Annotated in this window: 28 protein-coding genes and 1 pseudogene; 14 read left to right on the top strand and 15 right to left on the bottom strand. The window is 71.4% G+C overall.

All coding sequences use genetic code 11. From position 1 onward, the window contains the following. Window positions 1-182: 182 nt before the first annotated feature. The 4 genes and pseudogenes from HNQ79_RS26395 to HNQ79_RS26380 all read right to left on the bottom strand — a co-directional run. Window positions 183-413: pseudogene (locus tag HNQ79_RS26395) on the bottom strand (RICIN domain-containing protein); the annotation flags it as partial. Between the two features lie 16 nt (window positions 414-429). Beyond that, window positions 430-813 carry a PA14 domain-containing protein gene (locus HNQ79_RS26390; protein WP_185035299.1) on the bottom strand — a complete coding sequence of 128 codons (384 nt, stop codon included), beginning with the start codon at window positions 811-813 and terminating at the stop codon, window positions 430-432. A gap of 203 nt (window positions 814-1,016) precedes the next feature. Next, a complete protein-coding gene (locus tag HNQ79_RS26385) occupies window positions 1,017-1,787 on the bottom strand; it encodes a GntR family transcriptional regulator (protein WP_185035297.1) in 771 nt (256 codons plus the stop codon). 557 nt (window positions 1,788-2,344) lie between these two features. Further along, a complete protein-coding gene (locus HNQ79_RS26380; protein WP_185035294.1) occupies window positions 2,345-2,869 on the bottom strand; it encodes a VOC family protein in 525 nt (174 codons plus the stop codon). Between the two features lie 630 nt (window positions 2,870-3,499). Here HNQ79_RS26380 and HNQ79_RS26375 point away from each other — a divergent pair. The 6 genes from HNQ79_RS26375 to HNQ79_RS26350 all read left to right on the top strand — a co-directional run bounded on the left by HNQ79_RS26375 (window position 3,500) and on the right by HNQ79_RS26350 (window position 13,199). Then, entirely contained in the window at window positions 3,500-4,540 is a 1,041-nt protein-coding gene (locus HNQ79_RS26375; protein WP_185035292.1) for a PHP domain-containing protein, read from the top strand. A gap of 120 nt (window positions 4,541-4,660) precedes the next feature. After that, window positions 4,661-5,869, top strand: a complete 1,209-nt coding sequence (locus tag HNQ79_RS26370) for a cytochrome P450 (RefSeq protein WP_185035290.1) — start codon at window positions 4,661-4,663, stop codon at window positions 5,867-5,869. Between the two features lie 396 nt (window positions 5,870-6,265). Next, entirely contained in the window at window positions 6,266-7,924 is a 1,659-nt protein-coding gene (locus tag HNQ79_RS26365) for a glycoside hydrolase family 6 protein (RefSeq protein ID WP_229923681.1), read from the top strand. A 297-nt stretch (window positions 7,925-8,221) separates the two neighbouring features. After that, window positions 8,222-9,154: a bis(hydroxyethyl) terephthalate hydrolase gene (gene bdeA / locus HNQ79_RS26360; protein WP_444545297.1), complete on the top strand. Its 933-nt coding sequence runs from the start codon at window positions 8,222-8,224 to the stop codon at window positions 9,152-9,154. Between the two features lie 142 nt (window positions 9,155-9,296). Further along, window positions 9,297-12,062, top strand: a complete 2,766-nt coding sequence (locus HNQ79_RS26355) for an AAA family ATPase (RefSeq protein ID WP_229923669.1) — start codon at window positions 9,297-9,299, stop codon at window positions 12,060-12,062. A 48-nt stretch (window positions 12,063-12,110) separates the two neighbouring features. After that, the gene (locus HNQ79_RS26350; protein ID WP_229923670.1) at window positions 12,111-13,199 is read left to right on the top strand and encodes a serine hydrolase domain-containing protein; all 1,089 of its coding nucleotides are present in this window, start codon (window positions 12,111-12,113) and stop codon (window positions 13,197-13,199) included. A 200-nt stretch (window positions 13,200-13,399) separates the two neighbouring features. Here the strand turns inward: HNQ79_RS26350 and HNQ79_RS26345 are convergent, their stop codons facing one another. The 3 genes from HNQ79_RS26345 to HNQ79_RS26335 form a co-directional block, all read right to left on the bottom strand. Then, complete coding sequence (locus HNQ79_RS26345; RefSeq protein WP_185035286.1) at window positions 13,400-13,978, bottom strand: Type-2Aa cytolytic delta-endotoxin; 579 nt, start codon at window positions 13,976-13,978, stop codon at window positions 13,400-13,402. A 182-nt stretch (window positions 13,979-14,160) separates the two neighbouring features. Beyond that, on the bottom strand, window positions 14,161-14,490 hold the full coding sequence (locus tag HNQ79_RS26340; protein WP_185035284.1) for an alpha-amylase inhibitor: 330 nt from the start codon (window positions 14,488-14,490) through the stop codon (window positions 14,161-14,163). A gap of 199 nt (window positions 14,491-14,689) precedes the next feature. Continuing rightward, complete coding sequence (locus HNQ79_RS26335; protein ID WP_185035283.1) at window positions 14,690-15,232, bottom strand: heme-binding beta-barrel domain-containing protein; 543 nt, start codon at window positions 15,230-15,232, stop codon at window positions 14,690-14,692. Window positions 15,233-15,496: 264 nt separating this feature from the next. Between HNQ79_RS26335 and HNQ79_RS26330 the strand changes: the two genes are divergently transcribed. The 4 genes from HNQ79_RS26330 (at window position 15,497) to HNQ79_RS26315 (ending at window position 17,937) form a co-directional block, all read left to right on the top strand. Next, complete coding sequence (locus HNQ79_RS26330; RefSeq protein ID WP_185035281.1) at window positions 15,497-16,117, top strand: L-threonylcarbamoyladenylate synthase; 621 nt, start codon at window positions 15,497-15,499, stop codon at window positions 16,115-16,117. A gap of 99 nt (window positions 16,118-16,216) precedes the next feature. Next, window positions 16,217-16,930: a DUF2470 domain-containing protein gene (locus tag HNQ79_RS26325; protein WP_185035279.1), complete on the top strand. Its 714-nt coding sequence runs from the start codon at window positions 16,217-16,219 to the stop codon at window positions 16,928-16,930. A gap of 111 nt (window positions 16,931-17,041) precedes the next feature. Further along, window positions 17,042-17,416, top strand: a complete 375-nt coding sequence (locus HNQ79_RS26320; RefSeq protein ID WP_185035277.1) for an Hsp15 family ribosome-associated heat shock protein — start codon at window positions 17,042-17,044, stop codon at window positions 17,414-17,416. Window positions 17,417-17,514: 98 nt separating this feature from the next. Next, entirely contained in the window at window positions 17,515-17,937 is a 423-nt protein-coding gene (locus HNQ79_RS26315; protein WP_185035275.1) for a YchJ family protein, read from the top strand. Here HNQ79_RS26315 and HNQ79_RS26310 read toward each other — a convergent pair. From HNQ79_RS26310 to HNQ79_RS26300, 3 genes are all read right to left on the bottom strand, one after another. Further along, window positions 17,919-18,134, bottom strand: a complete 216-nt coding sequence (locus tag HNQ79_RS26310; RefSeq protein WP_185035273.1) for a hypothetical protein — start codon at window positions 18,132-18,134, stop codon at window positions 17,919-17,921. The two genes, HNQ79_RS26315 and HNQ79_RS26310, sit on opposite strands and share 19 nt — an antisense overlap. 15 nt (window positions 18,135-18,149) lie before the next feature. After that, window positions 18,150-19,124, bottom strand: a complete 975-nt coding sequence (locus HNQ79_RS26305; protein WP_185035271.1) for a DUF6397 family protein — start codon at window positions 19,122-19,124, stop codon at window positions 18,150-18,152. 112 nt (window positions 19,125-19,236) lie between these two features. Next, window positions 19,237-19,632, bottom strand: coding sequence for a roadblock/LC7 domain-containing protein (locus HNQ79_RS26300; protein ID WP_185035269.1), 396 nt, complete (start codon window positions 19,630-19,632; stop codon window positions 19,237-19,239). Window positions 19,633-19,876: 244 nt separating this feature from the next. Between HNQ79_RS26300 and HNQ79_RS26295 the strand changes: the two genes are divergently transcribed. Then, window positions 19,877-20,506: a class I SAM-dependent methyltransferase gene (locus HNQ79_RS26295; RefSeq protein WP_185035267.1), complete on the top strand. Its 630-nt coding sequence runs from the start codon at window positions 19,877-19,879 to the stop codon at window positions 20,504-20,506. A gap of 16 nt (window positions 20,507-20,522) precedes the next feature. Here HNQ79_RS26295 and HNQ79_RS26290 read toward each other — a convergent pair whose 3' ends face one another. Further along, entirely contained in the window at window positions 20,523-21,410 is an 888-nt protein-coding gene (locus HNQ79_RS26290) for an oxygenase MpaB family protein (RefSeq protein ID WP_185035265.1), read from the bottom strand. A 140-nt stretch (window positions 21,411-21,550) separates the two neighbouring features. Between HNQ79_RS26290 and HNQ79_RS26285 the strand changes: the two genes are divergently transcribed. Further along, a complete protein-coding gene (locus HNQ79_RS26285; RefSeq protein ID WP_185035263.1) occupies window positions 21,551-21,859 on the top strand; it encodes a hypothetical protein in 309 nt (102 codons plus the stop codon). A gap of 199 nt (window positions 21,860-22,058) precedes the next feature. Here the strand turns inward: HNQ79_RS26285 and HNQ79_RS26280 are convergent, their stop codons facing one another. The 4 genes from HNQ79_RS26280 to HNQ79_RS26265 form a co-directional block, all read right to left on the bottom strand. After that, entirely contained in the window at window positions 22,059-22,601 is a 543-nt protein-coding gene (locus HNQ79_RS26280) for an MOSC domain-containing protein (protein ID WP_185035262.1), read from the bottom strand. Between the two features lie 83 nt (window positions 22,602-22,684). Next, window positions 22,685-22,867, bottom strand: a complete 183-nt coding sequence (locus HNQ79_RS26275) for a tail-anchor membrane protein (RefSeq protein WP_185035260.1) — start codon at window positions 22,865-22,867, stop codon at window positions 22,685-22,687. An 82-nt stretch (window positions 22,868-22,949) separates the two neighbouring features. Beyond that, complete coding sequence (locus HNQ79_RS26270) at window positions 22,950-24,083, bottom strand: fatty acid desaturase family protein (protein WP_185035258.1); 1,134 nt, start codon at window positions 24,081-24,083, stop codon at window positions 22,950-22,952. A gap of 171 nt (window positions 24,084-24,254) precedes the next feature. Beyond that, the gene (locus HNQ79_RS26265; protein ID WP_229923672.1) at window positions 24,255-24,506 is read right to left on the bottom strand and encodes a hypothetical protein; all 252 of its coding nucleotides are present in this window, start codon (window positions 24,504-24,506) and stop codon (window positions 24,255-24,257) included. A 428-nt stretch (window positions 24,507-24,934) separates the two neighbouring features. Here HNQ79_RS26265 and HNQ79_RS26260 point away from each other — a divergent pair, with 428 nt between their 5' ends. Continuing rightward, window positions 24,935-25,153, top strand: coding sequence for a hypothetical protein (locus HNQ79_RS26260; RefSeq protein WP_185035256.1), 219 nt, complete (start codon window positions 24,935-24,937; stop codon window positions 25,151-25,153). A gap of 10 nt (window positions 25,154-25,163) precedes the next feature. Next, window positions 25,164-25,421 carry a hypothetical protein gene (locus HNQ79_RS26255; protein ID WP_185035254.1) on the top strand — a complete coding sequence of 86 codons (258 nt, stop codon included), beginning with the start codon at window positions 25,164-25,166 and terminating at the stop codon, window positions 25,419-25,421. The last annotated feature ends 67 nt before the right edge of the window (window positions 25,422-25,488 follow it).

Genomic DNA, 25,488 nt, shown 5'->3' with positions numbered 1-25,488 from the left:
TGCAGGAGGCACCCGAGGCGCGCCGCTGAGCTCGCACGATCTGCCCGTCGACCTTGTCCGTCGACCGTGCTGTGCTGATCCGCCGGAGGGCAGCGGGGTCCCGGCTACGGGCGAGAGCCGGTAGTAGCCCCGGCCCCCGCCGCCATGACCCTCGCGTCAAGCCGTGCGCGCCGTCGGCGGCGTCACGGCAGGGTCCATTTCTGGTTGGGTCCGGTGTGACAGGTCCACAGGTGGACGGGGGTTCCGTCGTTCCAGGTGCCGCCGGATGCGTCGAGGCATTTGCCCGTCTGCGGATTGCGTACCGAGCCGTTGGCCTGAGGCTGCCAGGCCTGGGCGCCGGAGCCGTTGCAGGTCCACAGCTGGACCTTCGTGCCGTCGGCGGTCTGGGAGCCGTCGACGTCCAGGCACTTGCCGTTGACGCCCTTCACCTCACCCTGGCTGGATGCCGTACCCGGCAGCTGGTTCAGCGTGTACCACACCTCGGTGCTCCACAGCTGTGCACCGTCGGTCGAACTGAAGGAACGGGGTGAGCGCACGTGGACGACCCGTGCCCGAACGCTCGAAGTGCTCGATAAGCAGCGGCTGATAGCCGGCCACCAGGTCGATCGAACCGTCCTTGGGTTCGGGGCCGTGCAGGCCGTCGTGCTCGATGACGGTCCGTTCGCCGACGCTCAGGCGCGAGCCGTCGTCGCTGATCAGCCGGAAGGCGTAAGTACCGTTCTGCGGGACCTTGATGTTGCCGGTCGCCCGGGACACGAAGTTGTCCTCCAGGCCCTCGAAGTCGGCGGCCGAGGACCAGTCGACGGCCGACATCAACTTGTCGGAGTTGGGTGTCTGCCCCGGCTTGAGGGTGCAGATTTCACTGCGCGATGCCCGGCCGCGCGTACCCTCAAGGCCCTCTCCCTCGCAGGAACCCCCGGCACCAGAGCCTTCCGAGCGAGCAGGCAGATCCCAAGAGACTGGCGGAGAGGGTGCGTACCGGATTCCTGACGCTCCGCCCCCGCCCCCGCGTTGCCCTACCGCGCCGCCAGTGCGGGGGCGACCGCCAACGAGAAGCGGTAGTTCAGGCTTCCCGACCCGGCGGTGATGGTCAGGTCGGTGACCTCCAGCGGGCGATCGAGCTGGTCGCTCACGATGCGGCGGACCCGGAGGTCCGCGGTCCCGGCGGCACGCGCCGGGGGCGGGGTCACGGTGAGGGTCTCCTCGCAGACGGGCCGCAGTCCGGCTTCGTCCATCCACTGGTAGAGACGGCGCAGGTCCGGCTTGAAGCGCCGGCGCATGTTGCGCCCCCGGCGGGCTAGTTGGGGGATCTCCTCCAGCGCCGTACGGGAGAAATACGTGGTGGCCCGCTGGATGAGGTCGCCGGCCGGTCCGGTGACCTGCTGCCGGTGCACGAGGGTGCGCACACCGCTCGTCAGCCCCAGAACGCGGGCGATGTCCGTTGGTGCGGGCCGGAAAAGAAGTTCCGCGCTGCACGCCGTCGCGAGCGCTTCGGCGACGACACCTCCGGGGAAGACCGGAGTGGCGTCCGAGCGCGGCACCGCAGGACGGTCGTCGGCCGGGAGCACGTACGAGCCGCTCCTGTCCGTGGCCACGATGCCCTGTTCACGCAGGTGGTGCAGGGCCTGGCGGATCGTCTCGCGGCTGGCCCGGTGGGCGGCCGCGAGGGATCGTTCGCTGGGCAGCCGTTCTCCGGGCGGCACGTGACGTAACGTCAGCTCCTCGTGGATCTGCGCGGCGACCCGCAGGTAGATCGGAAGACGCGAAGCGTCGGCGTGTGCAGCCAAGGTCACTGGTCCTCGCTGGGCGTGGTGACGGAGAGCGCTCGGACGAGCACCAGGCGCATGTATATCATTGGTCTATACCTCTGTCCGCGAGCGGGACGCAAATTGGCGTGAAACTCTCCGCGACGGCGTTGAAACGCGTGAAGAACTACGGGGCGCCCAGGGTTGCCCGTCAGGGCGAGAACGGCCGGGGGGTGCGCATCATTCAGGCGGGCTGCGCCGGGCTCTGCGGAAGATGCGCCTGGTCGCGAGCTGTGGCCTTCGACGGGCAGGCCCCCGTTCGGCGAGCAGAGTGCCGATGGCAGAGGTTCAGCAGTGGGCGGCGGTGTCGACGGAGGTACCGAGACTGTCGGCAATCCGGGCGCCGCTGTCATGTTTGCGGGGTCCACGAGTGCAACGAACGCGCGCGGAGGCGGGCACCCCTCGGTCCGACGGCCGGGCAACCGCGCGAACTTCCTGGCAGGTGCGAGCGATCTCCGCCGGGGACTCGCCTGCCAGGGGCTTCCTCATCGCGCAGGCATGCCCCCCCCCGGCAGCCAGTATTGCAAACCAGGAAATGCTCAGCGGCTCGGGCGGCACGGGGCGCTTGCCACGCCTGAAGCCCGTCCGCTCAGTGCCGCATCCAGCGTCTCCTGGGCCACACGCATTGCCTCGGCGCACTCCGGTTCGAACATACGCTCCTCGGCCCGTTCCGGTGCGACGTCCTCCACCCGGCTCACCACCCACCAGATGTTGCCGAACGGATCCCGTACCCGGCCACCGCGGTCCCCCCACGCGCTGTCAGCGGTCTTGGTGACCACCTGCGCCCCGTGCGCGACCGCGGAAGTCATCGCGGCGTCCGCGTCCGGGACGTAGATACGCAGCAATGAGGGCATCACCGGCCAGTCGGGCCGACGGTCGAAGGCGAGCACCACGGTGTCACCGACACGGATCTCACCGTGGCCGATGGTGCCGTCCTCGACCGGTACCCGCGCGATCTCCTCGCCATCGAACGCGGCAGTAATGAAGTCGAGCAGCGCTCCGGTGTCATCGGTGACCACCCACGGCGCCACGCTGGTGTAACCCTCGGGTGCGGTGTGCTTCATCGGTCCCATCCTCTCTTGCGGTCCCAGGTGCGGTAACGACCATAGAGCCCAACTAGGACAGCTATGGACCTAGATCACACCCAGGCCGGTACCTCCCGCTATCGGCCTCTCCATCGTGTGCCCCTCTCCTCCCGAAACTCGCTCCGAGGACGGAAAACACTCACTTCGTGTCCCTGCATGTCGCCGCGTGTTGACCTCCTCATGCCGTAATTCGCTCCGGAGCTCGACTTCCCCGCAGACCGCCCCCGTCCCGCAGTAAACGGGCGCCGTTGGACGGTCCGATAAGGAGGCGGGGAGGGGGGACCGTCGAGAGGTGCAGCGCCTTCCTCGCCGACGAGTGCACGGCCGAGGCAACGCGAGTCGCCCTGATCGACGGGAACTGCACCGACTCGCCACAGAAAGTTCTCTGGGAATAGCGACCAGGCATCAACGCCGACCGGCGCGCCGCAACCCGAACGGCGCACGGCCGTCGTCGTCGAAGACACCTCCGGAAGCAGATCACCGCGCAGCAGCGGCAGTGGGCGCACGCACGGGGCGGGCGCGTGCCCGAGATGCCGCGCCGTGCGTGTCGGGGCAGCCTGGAGGAACGGTACGGGCCGGCGAGAACCCCGTCGGCGGCCGGAGGTGGCGATGGAAGCCGTGGAGGCACTCGAACGCATCGCGTTCCTGCTGGAGCGCGGGCGCGCTCCGACGTACCGCGTGCGGGCCTTCCGCACTGCCGCAGCGGTGGTCCGCGGGCTGGTGCCCGGCGAGCTGGCCGAACGTACGGCGAAAGGGTCGCTGGAGACGCTGAAGGGCATCGGCCCCAAGACCGCGGGCGTGATCGGGGAGGCTCTGGCGGGCGGGGTGCCCGCTTACCTGGAACGCCTGGAGGGGGAAGCCCGGGCTCCGCTCGTCGAGGGCGGCGCCGGCAGTGAGCTACGGGCCCTGTTGAAGGGCGACTGTCATCTGCACTCCGACTGGTCGGACGGCGGCAGCCCTGTGGCGGCGATGGGGCGGGCGGCGCGGGACCTCGGGCACGACTGGGCGGTACTCACCGATCACTCCCCCCGGCTGACGGTGGCCCACGGCCTGTCGCCCGAGCGGTTGGCCGAGCAGCTGGACCTGGTGGCGGAGCTGAACGCCCAGTGGGCGCCTTTCCGGCTCCTGACGGGCATCGAGTGCGACATCCTCGACGATGGCGGACTCGACCAGGAGCCGGAACTGCTCGACCGGCTGGACCTGGTCGTGGTGTCGGTGCACTCCAAGCTCCGGATGGACGCGGCAGCGATGACCCGTCGCATGGTGGCCGCCGTCAGCAACCCTCGCGCCGACGTGCTGGGCCACTGCACCGGCCGCTTGGTCACCGGCCGTGGCCGGGCCGAGTCGCAGTTCGACGCGGAAGCGGTGTTCGCGGCCTGCGCGAGGGCGGGCACGGCCGTGGAGATCAACAGCCGACCGGAACGGCTCGACCCGCCCCGCAGGCTGCTTCGCCGGGCCGTGGCGGCGGGGGCGCTGTTCGCCGTGGACACCGACGCGCACGCCCCCGGGCAGCTGGACTGGCAGGTGATCGGGTGCGCGCGGGCAGAGGAATGCGGGGTGCCGGCCGAGCGCGTGGTGAATACGTGGGACGTGGAAAAACTGCTGGCCTGGACCGGGGCAAGCCGCGCGCGTCTCCGGGAGGACCCATGACGAGAAGAGCTCCGGTGGCGGCAGCGGCACTCGTGGTGCCGGTGCCTTGGCTGCGGTGGGTGGCGGGGCTGCGCCCGGCCGGTCTGGTCCCGGTGGTGGCCCGAGGGTTAGCGTCCGCTCATGGATGATGTTTTCGACCCGTGGTCGCCGGAGTTCCTGGCCGACCCCTGCCCTGCCTATGCCGAGTTGCGCGACCGCGGCCGGGTGCACTGGTTCGAGCCGACGCGGCAGTGGTTGGTGCCGCACCACGCCGACGTGTCGGCGTTGCTGCGGGACCGGCGTCTCGGACGCTCGTACCAGCACCGTTTTACGCACGAGGAATTCGGGCGTGCGGCGCCGCCTTCCGAGCACGAGCCGTTCCAGGTGCTCAATGACCACGGGATGCTCGACCTTGAGCCGCCGGACCACACGCGGATCCGCCGCCTGGTCTCGAAGGCCTTCACGCCACGGACGGTGACGCAACTCGCGCCCTTCGTGGACGCGTTGGCCTCCGAGCTGGTCGGCGGGCTGGTGGCGGAGGGCGGTGGTGATCTGCTCGCCGCTGTCGCGGAGCCCCTGCCGGTGGCCGTCATCGCGCACATGCTGGGCATTCCGGAGTCCGATCGGGCCTTGCTGCGACCGTGGTCGGCGGACATCTGCGGTATGTACGAGCTGAATCCGTCGCCGGAGACAGCGCGGCGGGCAGTTCGCGCATCGGTCGAATTCTCCTCCTATCTCCGTGAGTTGATTGCCGTAAGGCGCGGCGATCCGGGAGGCGACCTGCTGTCCGGGCTGATCGCCGCACATGAGGACGGCGAGCGGCTCAGTGAGCAGGAGGTGATCTCCACCTGCGTGCTGCTGTTGAACGCCGGTCACGAAGCGACGGTGAACGCGACCACGAACGGCTGGTACGCGCTGTTCCGCAATCCGGGACAGCTGGCAGCGCTGCGGGCCGATCCGGACGGGTTGCTGCCCACCGCGGTGGAGGAACTGATGCGGTACGACACCCCGCTCCAGCTCTTCGAACGCTGGGTGCTCGACGACATCGAGATCGACGGGGTGACGATCGGGCGGGGGGCGGAGGTCGCGCTGCTCTTCGGCTCCGCCAACCACGATCCTGCGGTCTTCGCACGGCCGGAGCGGCTGGATCTGACCAGGTCTGAGAATCCTCACCTTTCGTTCAGCGCCGGCATCCATTACTGCATCGGCGCACCTCTGGCCCGTCTCGAACTGGCCTCTTCGATGCGTGCGCTGCTCGTACAGGCGCCGGGTCTGCGACTGGCGCAGGAACCGGAGCGCAGGCCCCACTTCGTCATGCGGGGACTGCGGGAGCTGAGGGTCGAGATGTAGGAACCCTCGCGGTGCGGGGTTCCACCGGTTCAGGACGCCCGGTGGCCGGGCGTCCTGAACCGTGTGGGTTCGTACGTTCAAGCCTTGCACCAGTGGGAGCGCTCCCACTGTGGAGTGGTCCGCGTTGGCGGGTCAAGGAGGGTGAAGAGTCGAAGATATTCGACAGTGAAAGTTCGCGACACGTCTGTTACTTGTCGTTGGTTGACGCTACGGTCTGCCTCACCAGTGGGAGCGGTCCCCCTTCGCTAGGTGCTCTGTCAGGAGCACCTCAGTTGTCTGGAGTCGCTCATGCAGCACCCCGTGCATTCCAGCGCCACCCCCACCGCCTCTCCTTCGCCGAAGCCGTTACGGCCGTCCCGCACCCGTACGGGTCTGGCGGCGGCCTGCGCACTGTTCATGGCCGCGGGCGTCACCGCTGTGGCGACCGGCTCCGCGGGCGCCGCGGCCCCCGGCTGCACCGTCGACTACAAGGTGCAAGGTCAGTGGAACGGCGGTTTCGGCGCGAACGTCACTGTCACCAACACCGGTGACCCGGTGAGCAGCTGGACCCTGGAGTGGGTCTACGCCGGAAGTCAGAAGGTCACGCAGGGCTGGAACGCCGCCCTCACGCAGACCGGCGCCGCGGTCACCGCGAAGAACGTGTCGTACAACGGCAGCCTCGGCACCGGCGGTTCGGCGTCGTTCGGCTTCAACGCCAGTGTCAGCGGGGAGAACGCCGTACCCACCGCGTTCAAGCTCAACGGCGTGACGTGCAACGGCGGTACGGGACCCGGCCCCGGCCCGGGCCCCACGGATCCGCCCGGTGACCGTGTCGACAACCCGTACGCCGGCGCCAAGGTGTACGTGAACCCGGAGTGGTCCGCCAAGGCCGCGGCCGAACCGGGGGGCACGGCCGTCTCCCAGCAGCCGACCGCCGTCTGGCTCGACCGGATCGCCGCCATCCAGGGCAGCAGCACCTCCATGGGCCTGCGCGCCCACCTGGACGAGGCACTGAAGCAGAAGGGCAGCGGAGAGCTCGCCGTCCAGCTGGTCATCTACAACCTGCCGGGCCGCGACTGTGCGGCGCTCGCCTCCAACGGCGAACTCGGCCCCACCGAGATCGGCCGGTACAAGAGCGAGTACATCGACCCCATCGCCGCGATCCTCGCGGACCCCAAGTACGCCGGACTGCGGATCGTCACCACCGTGGAGATCGATTCCCTGCCCAACCTCGTCACCAACGTCACTCCGCGCCCCACGGCGACTCCCGCCTGTGACGTGATGAAGGCCAACGGCAACTACCAGAAGGGCGTCGGTTACGCCCTGAACAAGCTGGGTGACGCCCCCAACGTCTACAACTACGTCGACGCCGGCCACCACGGCTGGCTGGGCTGGGACGACAACTTCTCCGCTTCCGCGGAGATGTTCAAGGAAGCCGCGACCACCGAGGGCGCGACCCTCGCCGACGTGCACGGTTTCATCGTCAACACCGCCAACTACAGCGCGCTCAAGGAGGACCACTTCACCATCGACGACAGCGTCAACGGGACCTCCGTACGCCAGTCGAAGTGGGTGGACTGGAACCGCTACACCGACGAGCTGAGCTACGCCCAGGCCATGCGCGCCAAGCTGGTCTCGCTCGGATTCGACTCCGGGCTCGGCATGCTCATCGACACCTCCCGCAACGGCTGGGGCGGTACGGCGAGGCCGGCCGGGCCCGGGCCGCGGACGAGTGTCGACGCGTTCGTGAACGGCGGGCGCTACGACCGTCGCATCCACCTCGGCAACTGGTGCAACCAGTCCGGGGCGGGCCTCGGTGAACGGCCGAGGACGGCGCCCGCCGCGGGCATCGACGCGTACGTCTGGGTCAAGCCGCCGGGCGAGTCCGACGGTGCGAGCAAGGCGATCCCGAACCCCGAGGGCAAGGGCTTCGACCGGATGTGCGACCCGACGTACACCGGCAATCCCCGCAACGGGAACAGCATGTCCGGCGCGCTGCCGGACGCGCCGATCTCCGGGCACTGGTTCTCCGCCCAGTTCCAGGAACTGCTGAAGAACGCGCACCCGGCGCTCTGAAGGTGAGCGGCCGGCAGGTGTAGTCGGACCAGAGGGCCCCCTTCCCGGAGTTCTGCCGGGAAGGGGGCCCTCTGCCGTCGTCCGCTCGCCCCGTGCGTCCGTGGTCTCCGTGGGTCCCGGGCGCTCCCCGCGCGAGCGGACCGGTGATATCGCCGATGTGCGCGACGCGGGTGCGCCGCCAGAGTGGCGTCTGCCAGTGAAGAACGGCGGCCTCCACCCGGACACCCGGAGCCTCGGCGACGATGTGCTCCGATCCCCATCCCGGCCGGGAGCCGCCACGATGAGAGGACCCCCCTCGTGCAGCAGCTCCTCCTCGCCGACGGCACCTCCCCGCGCCGCCACCGCAGGACCCTGAGCCGTTCCCACGCCCTCAAGGGCATGTGTGCCGCCGCCCTGGCCACCGCCGGCCTGGTGGCGGCGACGGTCCCCGGCGCGCAGGCCGCGGACAATCCGTACGAGCGGGGCCCGGCCCCGACGCAGTCCAGCATCGAGGCGAGCCGCGGCTCCTTCGCCACCTCGCAGACGTCGGTGTCCTCGCTGAGCGTCAGCGGGTTCGGCGGCGGCACCATCTACTACCCGACGTCCACCACCGCGGGCACCTTCGGCGCGGTCGCCGTCTCACCGGGCTTCACCGCGACCCAGTCGTCCATCGCCTGGCTCGGCCCGCGGCTCGCCTCGCAGGGGTTCGTCGTCTTCACCATCGACACCAACACCACGTCCGACCAGCCCGCCAGCCGTGGCCGTCAACTTCTCGCCGCTCTCGACTACTTGACGACCCGGAGCTCGGTGCGCGGCCGGGTCGACGCCTCCCGGCTGGGCGTGATGGGTCACTCCATGGGCGGGGGCGGCTCCCTGGAGGCCGCGAAGAGCCGTACGTCGCTGAAGGCGGCGATCCCGCTGACCGGCTGGAACACCGACAAGACGTGGCCCGAGCTGCGTACACCCACGCTGATCGTCGGTGCGGACGGCGACTCGGTCGCCCCGGTGTCGTCGCACTCGGAGCCGTTCTACCGTTCGCTGCCCGGCTCGCTGGACAAGGCGTACCTGGAGCTGCGCAACGCCTCGCACTTCACGCCGAACACGTCCAACACCACGATCGCCAAGTACAGCCTTTCGTGGCTCAAGCGGTTCATCGACAACGACACCCGCTACGAGCAGTTCCTGTGTCCGCTGCCGCAGCCGAGTCTGACGATCGCGGAGTACCGGGGCAACTGCCCGCACACCTCCTGACGCTCCCGAAGGTCGGCGGAACCGGTCCCGGCTGTGCCGCTGCACAGCCGGGACCGGCGTGCGTTGGGACCGTGTCCCACACCCTGCCCGACAGCCGGACGGGAGTCTTCCGCCGTTGTTTACGCGGAAGTAACGTGACCGTGTGATCTCCTCCACGACCGTGCGCCACCCACTGCGGCTGTACGGGCGCAGCAGTGAACTCGCCGTCCTGGACGACCTTTTGGGGCGGCTAAGGAAAGGCCACGGCGGTGCGCTCGTCGTGGCCGCCCCGCCCGGGCAGGGCCGCACGGCGCTCCTGCGGCGGGCCCTCGCCGACCACGCGGACTCGGGGGGTGCGGCCCTGCACGTCACCGCCGCACCCTCCGAGCGGTCACTCCCGCACAGCGGACTGCACGCCCTGCTCTGTGCGGCGCCGAGTCCGCTTCCCGTACCGGCCGACCGGGTGCTGCGCTCGGGCATCCCGCCGGGTGTTCTGCTCGAATTCCTGCGCCGACTCGGTGCCGAGCGGCCCTTGCTGGTGTGCGTCGACGACGCCCACAGCTGGGACCGCGACTCGCGTGCGGCTCTGGGGTTCGCGGCCCGGCGGCTGGGGGCGGGCAGCCGGGTCGCCGTGCTGCTCAGCACCGTGGACGAGACGGACTTCGCCGGGCTGCCCGTTGTGCGGCCCGGCCCCCTCGACGAGGGTGCGGCCTCCGCTCTGCTGGACCGGCTCACCGAGGACGCGGACGGCGTGGATCCGGTGGTGCGGGGCGAGTTGCTGCGGGCGGCCGCGGGCAATCCGCTTCTGCTCGCCGGGCTCACCGCCCGCCTCTCCCCCGGGCAGTTGGCGGGACGCACCGCCCTTCCGCATCCGCTGCCCGGGGGCGAAAGCGTGTTGCGGGCCCATGCGGCGCTCCTGGACGGTCTCTCGCCGCAGGTCTGGACTCTGCTCCTGCTGGCCGCGGCCGCCGCGGAGCACGAGCCGGACGGCGCGGGTGCGGACGTGGCGCTGGTGGTGCGTGCGGCGGCGCGTGCCGGGCTCGGTCCCGCACTGCCCGAGCGTGTCCTGCTCGATCCCGGAGCGAGCGCCGGAGCCCTCCATCTCGCCGGAGACCGGGTGCACTTCCGCCATCCGCTGCTGCGCCGCGCGGTGTTGCACCGGGCGTCCCCGGCCCGGCGCCGGGCGGTGCACGAACTGCTGGCCACGCTGCTGACGGGCTCGGCGTCCTTGCCGCGGCTGGTCCAGCGGGCCTGCGCGGCCACCGGCCACGACGCGGTGCTCGCGGGGCAGTTGGCGGCGGGCGCCGTCGCTCCGCGCCCGCACGCCGAGCGGTCGGCGGCGCTCGCCCGTGCCGCGGGCCTCACCGCCGACGACACGCTGCGCGCCGCCCGCCTCGCCGAGGCCGCCGAGCAGGCCCGGCTCGCGGGCGACGCCGGCCGGGCCCGCGCCCTACTGGCCCGCCCCGGTTCCCGTGCCGGGCACAGCGCGACGCTGTGCGTGCGCGGACTGCTCCTGCTGCGCGACGGTCCCGCCGCGGACGCCCGTGAGGCCCTGCTCGGCGCGGCCGCGCAGCTCGCCCCGTACGATCCGCGCCGTGCCCAGGAGGCGCTGCTCGGCGCCGCCGAGGCCGCCTGGGCGACCGGGGATGTCCCGGCATACCTTGAGGCCCTGGGGCGCATACCGGTGTCCGCGGGAGACCCGGCCGTCCTGCGGTACCGCTCCGGCATGTGTGCGGTGCTCACCGGGCGCACCGCCCAGGGGCACGCGCTGCTGCGTCGTAATCTCACGGCGGCCGAGGACACGGGGGACCCTGCGGAGCTGTTGCGCGCCGTCGTGTCGGCGCTGGTACTCGGCGAGGTCGACGCGGCGTGCCGTACGGGTGCCAGGACGCTCGCCACTGTGCGTGCGGCGGGCCCCGACGTACTGCTGCCGAAGGTTCTGGAGCACCTGGCGCACGCCGAGTTGCGGGCCGGTCGGCATGCCAGGGCGCGGGCCCACGCGCAGGAGGGACTGCAGGCCGCCCGGCGTACCGGGCAGCCCAATACCGCGGCCCACCTGCACGCCGTGCTGGCGCTCGTGGCGTCGGTGGAGGGGGACGGTGCGGCGTGCGCCGCGCACTTCGACGCGGCCCTGGACGGGGCAGGTCCGCACGGTCTCCTGCAGGCGGCGACCCTCGCCACCTGGGCGGTCGCCCGGGCGGAGCTGGCCCGCGGCCGGCCCGCCGAGGCGGCTGCCCGGCTCGCACCGCTGGTGCGGCCGGGGCCGCGGCGCGGTCATTTCGCGACCCGGATGCTGGCCGTGCCGTGCTACGTGGAGGCCGCCGTGGTCGCCGGACGCGCGGGCACCGGGTCCGACGGTGTGCCGTCCGCGGCGGAGGAGGGCGCGGCGGCCGCCGTCGCGGAGTTCGCCCTGTGGGCCGGGCGCACCGCCGACCCGCAGGCCCCTGCGCTGCTGGCGCGCTGCCGTGCTCTGCTGGCGTCGCCGGAGGAGGCGGCCGCCCGCTACGAGGAGGCGCTGGTTCATCACGACCGTGCGGGCGGCGACTTCGAGCGGGCGCGCACGCAGTTGCTGTACGGGCAGTGGCTGCGTCGACGGCGTCGTACCCGGGAGGCCCGCGGCCCGCTGCGGGACGCGCTGGTGGGCTTCGAACGCTGCTCGGCGCGCAGCTGGGCGGAGCGTGCGGCCGGGGAGTTGCGGGCGGCGGGGGAAGCGGTCGACGCCCGGCCCGCCTCCGAGCAGTCGTCGCTCGCCGGGCTGACCCCGCAGCAGCACCGCATCGCCCGGTATGTGGCGGAGGGCGCGACCAATCGCGAGGTGGCCGTCCGGCTGTCGGTGAGCCCGCGGACGGTGGACCACCACCTGCGCAATGTGTTCGCCGCGCTGGGGGTACGGTCGAGGACCGAACTCGCGAGGCTGCTCGGCAGCTGAGCTCTGTTCGTCGCAGTGTTCGTCGGAAAATCGCAGAGGGGGCTTGTCGTGCACGAGGCGGCGGCGTTTCTGGAGAACGGGGCCGAGGCGGCCGATCCGTGGGAGGGCGTGGACGGGGAGGCCGTGGCGCGTGCGGTCCGCGAGCAGGCGGGGCGGCCGGTGCCCGGGATCGGGGACATGGCCTCGTATCTCGCCACCCAGGTGTCGGACGTCTCGCACCGCGAGGTGCTGGGGCCGTTGCTGGACGGACAGGGGGCGAGCGGCGTGGTCGTGCGGCGGGGCAGCGTCATCGCCTCGTGGGGCGACCCCGGGCGGGCGGAGATGGCGTACAGCGCGACGAAGAGCGTGTTGTCGCTGGTCGCGGGAGTGGCGTACGACGACGGGCTGTTGCGACTGGACGAACCGGTGTCCGCCGCCGTGGACCTGCCGGAGCTCGCGGACGGGCACGGGCGGGAGATCACGTGGCGGCATCTGCTGGATCAGACGAGCCAGTGGGAGGGCGAGCTGTGGGGGAAGCCCGTCGGCGTCGACGCGCAGGGCCGCCGGGAGGGTACGGAGACGGTGGGCGGTCCGCCGGGTGAGGGGTGGGCGTACAACGACGTGCGGGTCAATCTCGCGGCCCTGGCGTTGACCGCGCTCGTGCGCCGCCCGCTGCCCGAGCTGCTGGGCGAGCGGATCATGGCTCCGATCGGGGCGTCCGAAGACTGGTCCTGGCACGGATACCGCGACTCGTTCGTCGACCTCGACGGTGTGCGGCTGCCGGTGGTGTCCGGCGGGGCGCACTGGGGTGGCGGGCTGTGGATCGGCGCGCTCGACCTGGCCAGGATCGGATGGCTGTGCCTGCGCGGCGGGTACTGGGGTGACCGGCAGGTCGTCTCCCTCCGGTGGATCGAGGAGATGTGGACTCCGTGCCGGGTGAAGTCCGACTACGGGCTGTCCTGGTGGCTGAACGACGGAGGGACGGTGTGGCCGGCCGCGCCGGTGACCGGTCGCTGTGCGCGCGGCAACGGCGGAAGCCACCTGCTGTGGGTGGACCCGGACCGTGACCTGGTGATCAGTTCCCGCTGGGGTGCGGAGGTGGAGACCCTGCTGGCCGCCGTGTCGAAGGCGGTGAAACCGGGCCCCCGCACTGCGTGACGCGTCGCGTCGCGTGGGGCGGTGCCCGCGAAGGGGGCTCGGGCTGTCCGCACGTGGCGGGGCCGCTGCGACGGGGTGGCATCCGTGGGCCGAACCGGCCCGGGACGGCGGGACGGTGTGGCTCTCCGGGAGCCTCGCGAGGATCTCCGGGCGGTTCCCGTGCGTTACGGGGCCGAAGTGCTACGGGATCCTGGGAACTGTCAGGCCGCGAGGCGGAGTTTCTGGCGTACGACGACGGCGTTGAGCCGAATCCGGAACGGGGCGATGTCGGTGAGTCGCAGCGCACCCGCGGCGGCTCGGTCCAGGTCCACGCTCACGTCGGTGCAGAGCGCCATCGCGTACAGGTTTTCTCCGGTCTCCTCGCTCTGGAGGGCGAAGAAGAGGTCGCGGTAGTAGCTGGTGCGCTCGGAGGTTTCCTCGTAGTACGAGAGGCCCGGCGCGCCCTCCTGGGCGGCGAGGCCGGTGAACGCGCCGACTAGTTCCTGCTCGACGGCACCCCAGAAGGAGGCGTCGGCGAACTCGCCGGGCAGTGCCTGGCGCACCGCCTCCTTGAGGGAGAGCGCCATGACCGCAACGGGGGCGGTCTCCTGCAGCCCCCAGCCCCGTACGAGCTTCACGATGGAGCTGTCGGGGATCGCGGCTGCGGCTTCCCGTATGTGGCCGAAGTCGAAGTTGACGGTGGCCGGGGCGATCGCCTGTTGAAACACGTGGTCGACGGCTCTCGCCTGGTCGAGGTGTTCGGGCCTTACGTCCATGACGGTCTTGAAGGTTGCTGCCATTGCTGCGGTTTCCTCCTGGGGCCCGCGGATCCGGGCCCGTGCTTGCGCTGGGCTTGATCGAACAGGATCCATGATCAGGCCTCGGCGCCGTACCGATGGACAGCTTCAAGGTACTGATGGGACGGCGGCCGCCGACCGGGGATCCCGTGTCGGCGGCCGCCTGCGTCACTCGGGGGCCGCGGTCAGCAGGTGACGATCTTGCCGTACGAGCCGAGCTTCCACTTCCACAGGAAGCCCTCGCCGTTCTGGTACGTCCAGCACTTGAGGTCGGGCCCGTTGTTGATGACCACCTTCAGGTGCATGGTTTTGCCGCAGCGGTTGGTGACGACCACCTGCTTCTTCTGCTTGATGACATCGCGGGACACACATGCGGGAGCGGTGCCCTGGAGACGCACGCTGGTGACGGAGGAGGCGGTGGAGGCGGTGGCGGTGGCGGCCGGGACCGTGAGGCTGCCACCGAGGGCGAGTGCCGCGACGGCTACGGCGAGGCGCTTGCGGGGGGTGTGGGGCATGTTGCGAAGTCCTTCACTCGTACGGATGCGCAAGGAAGTGGCTTGTGCCGTGGCGTAGGCCGCTTCCGCAGTCCAGGCTCCCCACACGTGGCCCGAAGCAGGCGCAAAGACACTCGAAGTGATGACCGGACGGCCATGTCTTCTTCATCGACCCGCATGTTGCCCGTCCCTCAGGAACCGGTCGGGGACGCAAGGCGTCTCAGTCCCGGCGGTGCAACTGCGCCGCGAGATGGTGCTGCAGGGGCTGGCCTACGGCGGCGAGGTCGTGGACGAAGGCGAGGGTGCCGTCGTCGGTGAGGGTGTAGCGGCGGCGGGTGGCGTCGACCTGCTTGGCCGTAGGAGCGAGGGCCACCTCTCGGGTGGCCAGATCCACCGTGCCCTCGGCGGCGTGGCCGATCGCGATCTCGGCGATGCCGGTGGGCTGGGTGATCAGGGCCTCGATCCGGCCGTCGGGCCGCAGCCGCCACCAGCCGCTCTCCCTGGCGGAGGGGCGCAGCGGGGTCCCGTCGGCGTCGATAAGCCAGGCCCGGGCCTCATAGTGGAGGAAGGGGCGGCCGTCGTGGCTGAAAGTGACCTCCTGGGCGTACGTGAAGTCCTCGGCGAGGGTGGGGTATTCGCCACTCCCCCGCCCGGACCAGGTACCCAGAAGGCCGAGCACGGGGGCGAGCAGGGCGTGCGGGGCCGGAGCGGCGTCCGGGTGGAGGCCGTCGGGGTACGGAAGGCTCGCTGCGGGGTCGAACACGGTGAGGGCTCCTGAAGGGGGAGAACGGGTGGGGCCGCCCGGTCGCGGCGGCAGCCGTGCCGGGGAAGCCTAGGGGGTGTCGCCGGGCGGCGTGGGGCGGGGGCGGCGTGGGGCGTGCCCGGCGGACGTTCGTCGGGGCGGTCGACGAGGACCGTGCCCACTTGCTTTACGGGTTGTGGGCGCACAGACGCGAGGCCGGTGGGCGGCCGGAGGGGGCCTGTGGAGGGGCCGGGGCCGGAGGCACTGATCACTTAGAATCGCCAAATGGCCAAGTACTTCGACGTACACCCCGAAAACCCCCAGGTGCGCACCATCAAGAGCGTGGCCGACAGCATCCGGTCGGGTGCCCTCGTCGCGTATCCGACGGACTCGTGCTACGCGTTGGGCTGTCAGCTCGGCAACCGTGACGGCATCAACCGGATCCGCTCCATCCGCAATCTCGACGACCGCCACCACTTCACCCTCGTGTGCCACGACTTCGCGCAGCTTGGTCAGTTCGTCCAGCTGGACAACAAGGTGTTCCGCGCCATCAAGGCGGCCACGCCCGGCAGTTACACGTTCATCCTGCCCGCGACGAAGGAGGTACCCCGTCAGTTGCTGCACCCGAAGAAGAAGACGGTCGGCGTGCGGATCCCGGACCACGTCGTCGCGCAGGCCCTGGTCGCCGACCTGGGTGAGCCGCTGCTGTCCAGCACGCTCCTCCTCCCCGACCAGGAGGAGCCGATGACGCAGGGCTGGGAGATCAAGGAACGTCTGGACCACGTGGTGGATGCGGTGATCGACTCGGGCGACTGCGGAACGGTGCCGACCACGGTCGTCGACTTCTCCAGCGGTGAGGCGGAGATCGTACGCGAGGGGGCGGGCGACACCGCGCGCTTCCAGTAGACACGGGACGGGCGGGTCCTACCGGGGCACGCGCCATTAGGTTAGGCTTACCTAAGTCGCCGCCCTGGTGCGCCCGTCCTGCCCTCATGGAGATTCAGCATGCGCCTGCCCCGCTCCCGCGCCCCGCAGCCGACCGTCGCCGAGCGCGTCCGGACCGTCCTGGCCGCCGCGCACTCGATGACGGTCGTCAGCGACGGCCTGCACACCGAGGTGCGCCGGCTCGACGGCGCGGGAGTAATGAGCCGCATCCACGTCCACGCCCCCACACCGGACGTCCCGCCGCCCCCGGGCAGCGAACGCATCCCCGTGCGCCTGGAGTTCACCGACATCGCCCCCACGCCGGTGCGGGACCGGGTACGTGCCCGGGTCACCGTCGCCGGACTGCTCGCAGCCCCCTACCGGGCACCGGCGGAGTCCGACGAAAGCACCTGCATGGAGTTCGGGCAGGCGGTCATCGAGGACGCGGACGGCCGTGCCTACGTCACCCTCGACGAACTGGAAGCGGTCGCCCCTGATCCGCTGGCAGCGTCCGAAGCGGGAATGCTGACCCATCTCCTCGACTCGCACTCCGAGTTGATTCCCCTGCTGCTGAGACTGGTCCCCACGCCCCGGACGGCGGACCTGACCCGGGCGATGCCGCTGGCCCTGGACCGGCTGGGCATCACACTGCGTCTGGAGTACCCGCGTACGCACAGCGACGTCCGGCTGCCGTTCCCCACTCCCGTGACCGGCATGGACCAGGCGGGGCCGCAGATCCAGGCGCTGCTCCGCGCGGCCCGGCGGATGTCCCATCCCAACCGGCTTCCTGCCTGAGCGAGTGCGGCCCCCGCGACCGGGCTGGACGACGACGGGCACCGGACCGGGTGCGGAGCTCCCCGCCGGCGAGGCCGCCCGGACCGCCCGGGGCGGCATTAGGGTGGCTGCATGGGTTCGGATGCGGGAACCGTACGGGTCGACAGTTGGATCTGGTCCGTGCGGCTGATGAAGACACGGTCCACGGCCGCTGCGGCGTGCCGGGCCGGGCATGTACGGATCAACGGGGAACGGGCCAAACCCGCCCAGCCGGTGCGCATCGGTGACGAGGTACGGGTGCGGCAGGAGGGGTGGGAACGGGTGGTCGTCGTGTCCCAGCTGGTCCGCAAACGGGTCGGGGCCGTGCCCGCCGCCGAGTGCTACGTGGACAGGAGCGCGCCGCGTCCGCCCCGGGAGGCGCTCGGCGTCGGCGTACGGGAACGGGGCGCGGGACGGCCGACCAAACGGGAACGCCGGGAGTGGGAGCAGCTGCGGGGCGGCCTCTGAGGGCACGCGACCGGGCCCGCACGAGGATTGCGTGGTTCTCCGCAGGCCGGCCAGGGGTGCGACCGGGACGCAGGGAGAGCGTCGGGGAGGATGGAGGCATGTCCAAGATGCCTCGTTCTCGTACGAAGTTCGATTCCGCCGCGCCCTGCCCCTGTGGGCGCGCGCAGTCCTACGGGGACTGCTGTGGCCGTTTCCACCGCGGGGAAGCGGCGGCGACGACCGCGGAGCGGCTGATGAGGTCGCGCTACAGCGCGTTCGTGGTCCTTGATGCCGACTACCTGCTCCGCACGTGGCACCCGGCCACCCGGCCCGGCACGCTCGGCCTGGACCCCACCCACCGGTGGACGGGGCTGGACATTCTCACCACCACGGACGGCAGCGCCTTCCACCAGGCGGGGACGGTGGAGTTCCGCGCGCACTACGTGCACGAGGGGAAGCGCGGCAGCCAGCACGAGGTGAGCCGCTTCCTGCGGGACGACGGGCGCTGGAGCTACCTCGACGGTCAGAACAGCGGCAACTGACCGGGGAACTCGGGTGGGACGTAGCCGTCGAGCGACGGCTGCACGGCCGGGTCGAGGGGTGCCGTGGTACGTGACCCGGGGCAGGAGATCAGCTCGGTCGTGCCCCGCGCACCGGACGGGTCGTGGCGGGCGAAGCGCGCGGCGACGACCGCGATGTCACGGCGGCACACGGGGCAGACACGGCGAGGAGACGACACGTCGGCCAGTCTGCCTCATCGGGCGGGGACCGCGGCCTCTCCCCTCCCCCGGTTCGGCTGGTTTCCCCGCACCACCCGGATCATCCAGTGGCGCACCTTCGCCCGGCCGACCGCCCAGTGGGCGCGGCGCGGGAGCCTGAGGAGAAGACCCGTCGCACGTCCGGCGTCGACGGAGCTCCGGTCCGGGCCGGACAGGGGGCAGCGGGCCCGTGCATCCCGCAGAGCCAGCGCCAGGCTCGTCCTGATCCACGCGATCTCGTCCGGATCGTCGGCCACCAGCAGCCGCCGCGTGGCCTCGCGGGCCGCCGGTGACGAGGGTTCGGCGGCGACGAGACCGGCCCCGAGGCCGGCGAGTCGCTGCGCCTCCTGCGGGCCGCGCACCAACGCCGCGGTCTCGTGCGGAGGAAGGAGGGAACTGAAGAGCGCCGCCTGCTCCCAGGGGTCCTCGGTGCGGTTGAGCAGCTGGCCGAGGCGTCGGCTGCGCCAGTTGCGGGGGCGGCGGTCCTCGCCCGCATCGAGGGTGTCGCGCAGGGCTTTGGGGTAGTTGCCGACGAGCAGTTCGGGGTGGCGGGCGACGAGGTCGGTCAGTTCCTCGACGAGGTAGGTCCAGACCACCGCCCGGTACCGGTTGAGGTGGAACCTGACCGGACTGAGGTACCCGCCACGGGCGAGCGCGGTGAAACGGAAGCGGCTGATGCCCATCAGGGCCGCGCCCTGCGCGGTGCCGGCCGTCCGCAGCCGCTCCTTGAGCGGGGTGGCCCGCTGGTTCGACTCCCGCAACCGGTCGAGCTCTTCGTGGGCGACCCGGCGCCGTCCGCCGTCGCCGTCCGCGACGGTCCGAATGCGGCCGAGTTGCACCGCAAGATCGAATTCGCTCCGTCGCAGGCCGAGTTCCTGAGCGGCCCGGACGGCGGTGACCGTCCCGTGCATCTCGGCCGCGTGCACGGTCGCCCGCGCTCCCCGGCCCTGCTGTACTTCCTGTACGACCATGACGGTCCTCCCCGTGAGGTACGAACACTCTCGGTGACGACCGTAGCTCGCGGGCACGATCCGCGCCCGGCCTGTGGAAAACTCCCGGAATGGGCGCGTTGTTGCAGGTCACTCAGACTCCGGGGGTACGTGCCGCCACCCCGAGGTGTTCTCCGACCCGGTTGACCAGCAGGGTCATTTCGTAGGCGACCTGCCCGAAGTCCGCCTCGGCGGCGCTCAGCACGCACAGACAGCTATCGTCTCCGGCAGCGGTGACGAAGAGGACCCCGTCGTCGAACTCGATCATGGTCTGGCGCACCCGCCCCGCCCCGAAGTGCCGCCCGGAACCCTTGGCCAGGCTGTGCAGGCCGGAGGATACGGCGGCGAGGTGCTCGGCGTCCGCCCGCTCCAGGCCCGAGCTCGCCCCGGTGACCAGCCCGTCGTTGGAGAGGACGAGTGCGTGCCGGACCTCGTGGATCCGGTTGGTCAGGTCGTCGAGCAGCCAGTCAAGTCCCTTGTTGAGCACCATGCTTCGGCTCTCCCCGTTCTTTCGTTCCCCGGTCCCCCTGGTCTCCCGCAAGCCTTACCCACTGTCGCCGTGGCGGCAAGCAGTAGGGGCCCCCGGCGGCCGGTCCGGGGCGAGAGGGGCGACAGCCGGGGCACTGGCGGAACGGGACGGGAGGTACCGGCGGCCGGCACGGGCTCGAACCCGCGCACCTTGGACGACCGGGCGCGCAGGGCCAGTAGGGGTGCGGCCGGGCGATCATGGGGACATGACCGATGACCACAGGCAGGTTCAGGAGTTCTTCGGCGTCCGCGCCGCTCAGTGGGACGCGCGCTTCCCGGACGACGGCCCCGCGTACGAGGAAGCCGTCGCCGCCATGGCGTTGCGTCCGGGCCATGCGGTGCTCGATGCCGGCTGCGGCACGGGGCGGGCACTTCCGTACCTCCGCGAGGCGGTCGGCGCGTCGGGGACGGTACTCGGGGCGGATCTGACGCGGGAGATGCTGGACGCGGCGGTACGGAAGGACAGGGCGCGGCACGCCCTGCTCGTGCAGGCGGACGTGGCCCGGCTCCCGCTGGGAACGGGGGTGCTGGACGCGGTGTTCGGCGCGGGGTTGATCTCGCACCTTTCTCGGCCCGACGAGAACCTGCGCGAGCTGGCCCGGGTCGTCCGTCCGGGAGGGCTGCTCGCACTGTTCCACCCGGTGGGCCGTGCCGTCCTCGCGGCGCGGCACGGACGCCCGATCACCTCGGACGACCTGCGGGCCGAGCCCCGTCTGCGTCCGCTGCTGGCGGGTTCGGGATGGCGGCTGCGCTCGTACGTGGACAAGGACAACCGCTACCTGGTGCTGGCCACCCGCGCGGGACAGAAGGGCCAAGCCCTCGGTGAGTACGCGTGACCGCGGGCGGCACCGGCTACGAGGTGCGCCGGGAGTGCGGCACGGGGCAGCCGCGGAGTCCCGGCACGGGGAAGGTGCCGAGCGCGGCGACCTCGTAGCCGTTCGGATAACTCTTGATCTCGGGGTTCTGGCGGGCGTAGTGCGGGGTACGGCGGGGAGGCAGCAGACGTACGGCGCGTCCTCTCAGGCGCAGGGCGGCACGGACCGCCGTGCGGGCCGCCGGGTGCGGGCGCTCGTAGCGGAGGGCCCTCAGCAGGGGGTCGTCGAGGAGGGCGAGGCTGGCGCCCCTCGCGAGGGGCGCCATGGGCCCGTACCAGGAGCCCATCAGGTCGAGCGTCGCGTCGGAGACCTTACGGGCGCCCTCGTCCCAGCCGAAGTGCTCCGCCTCGTAACGGTCGAGGCAGCGCTCGAACTCCTCGTAGGACTCCGGGATCCCCTCGATGCCCAGGTGCGTACCGAGTGTGCGGTAGTAGGCCGCGGCGGCACGCCGCTCGTGGTCGCCAAGGCGGCGCCAGCCGTAGGCGTCGATCCAGCGCTTGGGGACGACGACGAAGGTGCACAGGACGTAGCGCATGTCGTCGTTGGTGATGTCGTAACTGCGGTGCATCCCGTTGATGCGGCGGACGGCGGTACGCCCCTGCTCGCTGGTGAAACCGTGTTCGAGGACGGTGTCCAGGAGGAGGGCGGTGTCGTCGTAGCGCTTCTGCGAGCGGTCGGTGAGTTCGGCGGTCTCGGCGAGAAGGCTGCCGATGCTGGGCACGGCGTAGGTGCGGTAGAGGGCCAGTTCCAGGGCTCGGGTGTAGTCCCACGGGAACTCGTAGGTCACGGTCATCCGGTAGATCTGCAGGAAGTCCCGTTCCGGGTCGAGCTGTCGGATCTCCTTGAGCCGGTCGTAGCGCTTCACGCCTGGGCGTCCCTTCCTCCGTTGCCTTCGCGCCGCGTCGCGGTCGCTTGCCGTGCGAACTGCCGTAGTGCTGACGCAGACTCAACTCTACGGGTGGGGGGCACACTTGCAGGGTCCGCCGATCTACTGCTCATGGGGATGTGGTCCGGGTGCTCAACAGGGTCAGGCAGTTCTTCCGGTCGCTCCAGGAGCCGGACCGGCAGGGGGCGCGGACACCGCGGGAGCGGGAGCCCCGGCACAACCTCTTCGAGGCGGCGGCCGTGTACGTGGCCGCCTGTGCGGAGGACGACGAGCAGCGCGGTGACGAGGCCGCCGGCTGGGTGTCGCCGGAGGCGCTGTCGTTCGGGGTGACGGAGCTGGCGTGCCGCGCGGTCATCGCACTCGCACGGGAGCGGGACGAGACACCGCAGAGCGTGGCGCGGAGCCTGCTCGGACTGCCGGCGGCCTGATCGTCACCCCGGCGAGGTCGCGACGCGCTGGACGGTGGCCGTGGACGACGTGTCGCTGGTGGCCGTGGCCATCGCTTCCTGGGACTGCGGAATGGAGTACGACCTGTCTGGAGTCCCTCGACAGGCCGGCGGTACGGCCCGCCTGACGCCGATCCGCTGCGCCGGGCGGGGGGCCGTCGCAGACGGGCCGCGGCTGGGATCAGACCTTTTCGAGCGGGCGGTGCGGTGCCGCGGGGAGCTCCACGTCTATCGCGTCGCCGGGACGGACCACGCCGCCCGCACGCACCACGCCCATGATCCCGCTCCTGCGGACGAGGTTGCCCTCGGCGTCCCGGCCGACGACCTGCTTGAGCAGGCCTTCCTGGAAGCGGTCGATCTGCAGGCAGGGGTTGCGCAGTCCGGTCACCTCGACGACCGCGTCGGGCCCCAGGTGCAGCAGAGTGCCGGCGGGGAGGGCGAGCAGGTCGATGCCGCTGGTGGTGACGTTCTCGCCGAGCTGACCCGGGGCGACCTCGAAGCCCTTCCCGCGTACCTCGTCGAAGAGTTCCCGGTGGATGAGGTGGACCTGGCGGAGGTTGGGCTGCGTGGGATCCCGGGCCACCCGTGAGCGGTGCTTGACCGTCACTCCCGCGTGGACGTCCCCCTCGACACCGAGGCCTTCCAGGAGGGTGATGCTGTCCCGGTTCGGCTTGGTGAACGTGTAGGTGTCGTTGCTGCTGACCGCGATGACCGTTGCGCCCATGAGGAGCCCCTTCTCCCGTAACAGTGATCTTCACCGAGCGTATACGGGGCGACCGCCGCGGCAGTGCGGGGCGGTGGCGGGGGTCAGTGACCGATCTCCTTGCGGGTGATGCGCTGCAGCCTGCGTCGCTGTGTCTTGTCCAGCATCAGGTAGGCGGCGACGGGCACACCCACCATGACCAGCAGCGCGGGCCAGAAACCGATGATCCAGATGAGGGCGATGCCGACGACGACACCGCCGGCTGCGACCTTCGAACTCTTCGACATCTTCGACGCCTCCTTCGCGGCGGCTGCCGCTCCTGATTCTGACAACGCGCTGGGAGCCGCAACGGTTCCCGGCGGTGGCGGTTCAGATCGACGAGTCCCTCAGGGGCCGGTCCGCGAGGGACTGCGCCGTGCCCGACGCGGCTGCGCGGGACGGAGCCGTGAGGGCCGCGTCCGCGCCCCGGAGGGGTTCGCCGACCTCGTTCAGGTAGCTCAGCGCCTGCCGGTAGGAGTCGATCAGTCCGGTTTCCGCGTACGGCAGTCCGACCTGGCGGCAGTGTGCGCGGACCAGGGGCTGGGCGAGCCGCAGGTGCGGGCGCGGCATGTTCGGGAACAGGTGGTGCTCGATCTGGTAGTTCAGTCCGCCGAGGAACCAGTCGGTGAGGGGGCCGCCGCGTACGTTGCGCGAGGTGACGACCTGGCGGCGCAGGTGACCCCAGCGTTCGCCGTCGGCGTCGGGCATTTCCATGCCCTTGTGGTTGGGAGCGAACGCCATGCCGAGCTGCAGGCCGAAGAGGGCGTGGTGCAGGAGTGCGAAGGCGAGTGCCTTGAGGGGGGACATGGTGGTGAGCAGCAGCACCGCGTACAGAGCGAGGTGGGTGACCAGGAGGGTGGCCTCGGTCCTGCGCTCGCGCCCCTTCTGACGACGCAGGTCCTGGAAGCCGTACAGCTTCAGGGCGAAGCCTTCGAGCAGCAGCATGGGGAAGAACAGCCGGGCCTGGTGGCGGGCGAGCCAGCGGGCGAAGCCTTCGCGTCCCGCGGCCTGCTGCTGGGTCCAGACGAGGGCGCCGACGCCCACGTCCGGGTCCTTCTCCACGTGGTTGGGGTTTGCGTGGTGCCGGTTGTGCTTCTCGTTCCACCAAGCCTGGCTCATGCCCAGCATGAGGTTGGCGTGGGTGAGGGAGATCCATGTGCCGGTGCGACGGCTGCTCGATATCTGCGCGTGCCCGGCGTCGTGGCTGAGATAGGCGGTGCGGGTCCACACCAGGGCGAACGGGACGGTGAGCAGCAGGACCCACCAGGTGTGGCCGAGGAGGGCGATGCCGGTGATGACGGCGGCGAATCCGGCCAGGTTCACGGCCACGCGTGCGGCGTACCACCCGTGCCTGCGCTCCAGCAGCCCCCGTGCCCGGACCGTGCGCAGGAGTGGTGTGAAGTCGCTTCCGGTGGCCGCACCGGGCGAGGACCGCTCCGCAGCAGCGGCGGTGGCTGAGGGCATGTATGAACTCCGGTCTCTGGAGGGGTGTTTGACCGTCGGAGCGGCCGACACTCAGAAATCTACGGTGCCCGGCCTGTCGCAGCCATGGCGGCACCACCCTTGCCGTGCGGGTGCGGGCACCCCTTCCGACAGGGGTGCTGGGTACACCCCTGGACCGTGTTCCGTGCGAGGTCAGGGCAGGAAGGTCTCCCAGTCGGAGGGGAAGTCGCCGGGGAGTGCGGTGGGGAAATCGGCGGGCAGCGAGGGAAAGCCGGAAGGCAGTGTGGGGAAGCCGGACGGCAGGCCGGTGGGGAACTGGCTCGGGAGGCCGAACGGCGGCTTCGTCGTGCTGGTGACGGGCGGCGCCGGCTCCCCTGACCCGTCGCCCCTGGCCACGAGGAGGGCGACCGCCACGACGGCCGCGGCCACCACGACGGCGAGCACGATCCCCAGGGGGCGCCTGCCGCCGGCGCCCCCGGGCGGCTGTTCGCCGGGGCCCCTGCGGCGGGCGGTCCGTATCCGCCCGGCGGTCCGTTAGGCGGTCCGTATCCGCCCGGCGGTCCGGGAGGCGGGCCGAAGCCGCCTCCGTTCGGCGGTCCCGGCGGCTGCTGCGGCGGTACGGGAGGCATGGCCATGCTGTCCGGAATCGTCCGTACGACGCCGTCCCGCACCCCCCTGGGGACAAGTCGGCGTCCCGCACGCAGCCGCTCGCAGGTCCGCGCCGGGGCACGCGCCGCCGGGGCCGGGGTCCGCCGTCGACCGGCCGGCCCGAGGAGCGGCGTCGCGGCCGCGCTGCGCATGCACGTTGAGCAGGAGCGACCGGGCCCGCGCCGGTTGGCCGTGCGCTCGGGTCCCGTGCCACTATCCGCAGCATGGAAACCGAGAAGAACCTGGCCTCGCTGGAGCTCGCCGTGCAGCGCCTGCAGGAATCCGAGGTCGCGTTGAACGCGGCCCGCGCGGACGTCGAGACCGAAGCCGTGGCGGCTGTACGTGCGGGAGCCGATGCCCGGGAGGTGGCCGGGGTCTGCGGGATCTCCGAGGCCGACCTGCGGCAGTTGGGCGCGGACTTCGGCGAGAACCTGCCCCGGTAGGCGGGCGGTCGTGGACGAGTTCGAGCTGCTTGACCCGTGGTCGATCGAGATGCTCGCCCCGATCGTGGTGGCGGGCGAGGGCCCGATGGCCTGCCCCGGCTGCGCGGCGGTCACCGGCTTCTCCGCCGGGGGCAGGTGGGGCGACCTGGTGCGGATGCGGTGCAGGTGCGGGCGTGACTGGCTGCCCTTCGAGGACGACCCGGAGCTGAGCCGGGAGCTGATGAAGGAGCTGATCATCGCCGCGCAGTCGGAGGACCGGCCGGGATAGCGGCATGGCGGTCGGCCGGTGCGGCCGTATCCGGGTGGTCGGTGATGCTTGTGGCCCTCCCCCGGCG

Source organism: Streptomyces candidus (assembly GCF_014207445.1).
Lineage (GTDB): Bacteria > Actinomycetota > Actinomycetes > Streptomycetales > Streptomycetaceae > Streptomyces > Streptomyces candidus.
This window is presented reverse-complemented; position numbering and strand designations above follow the sequence as displayed.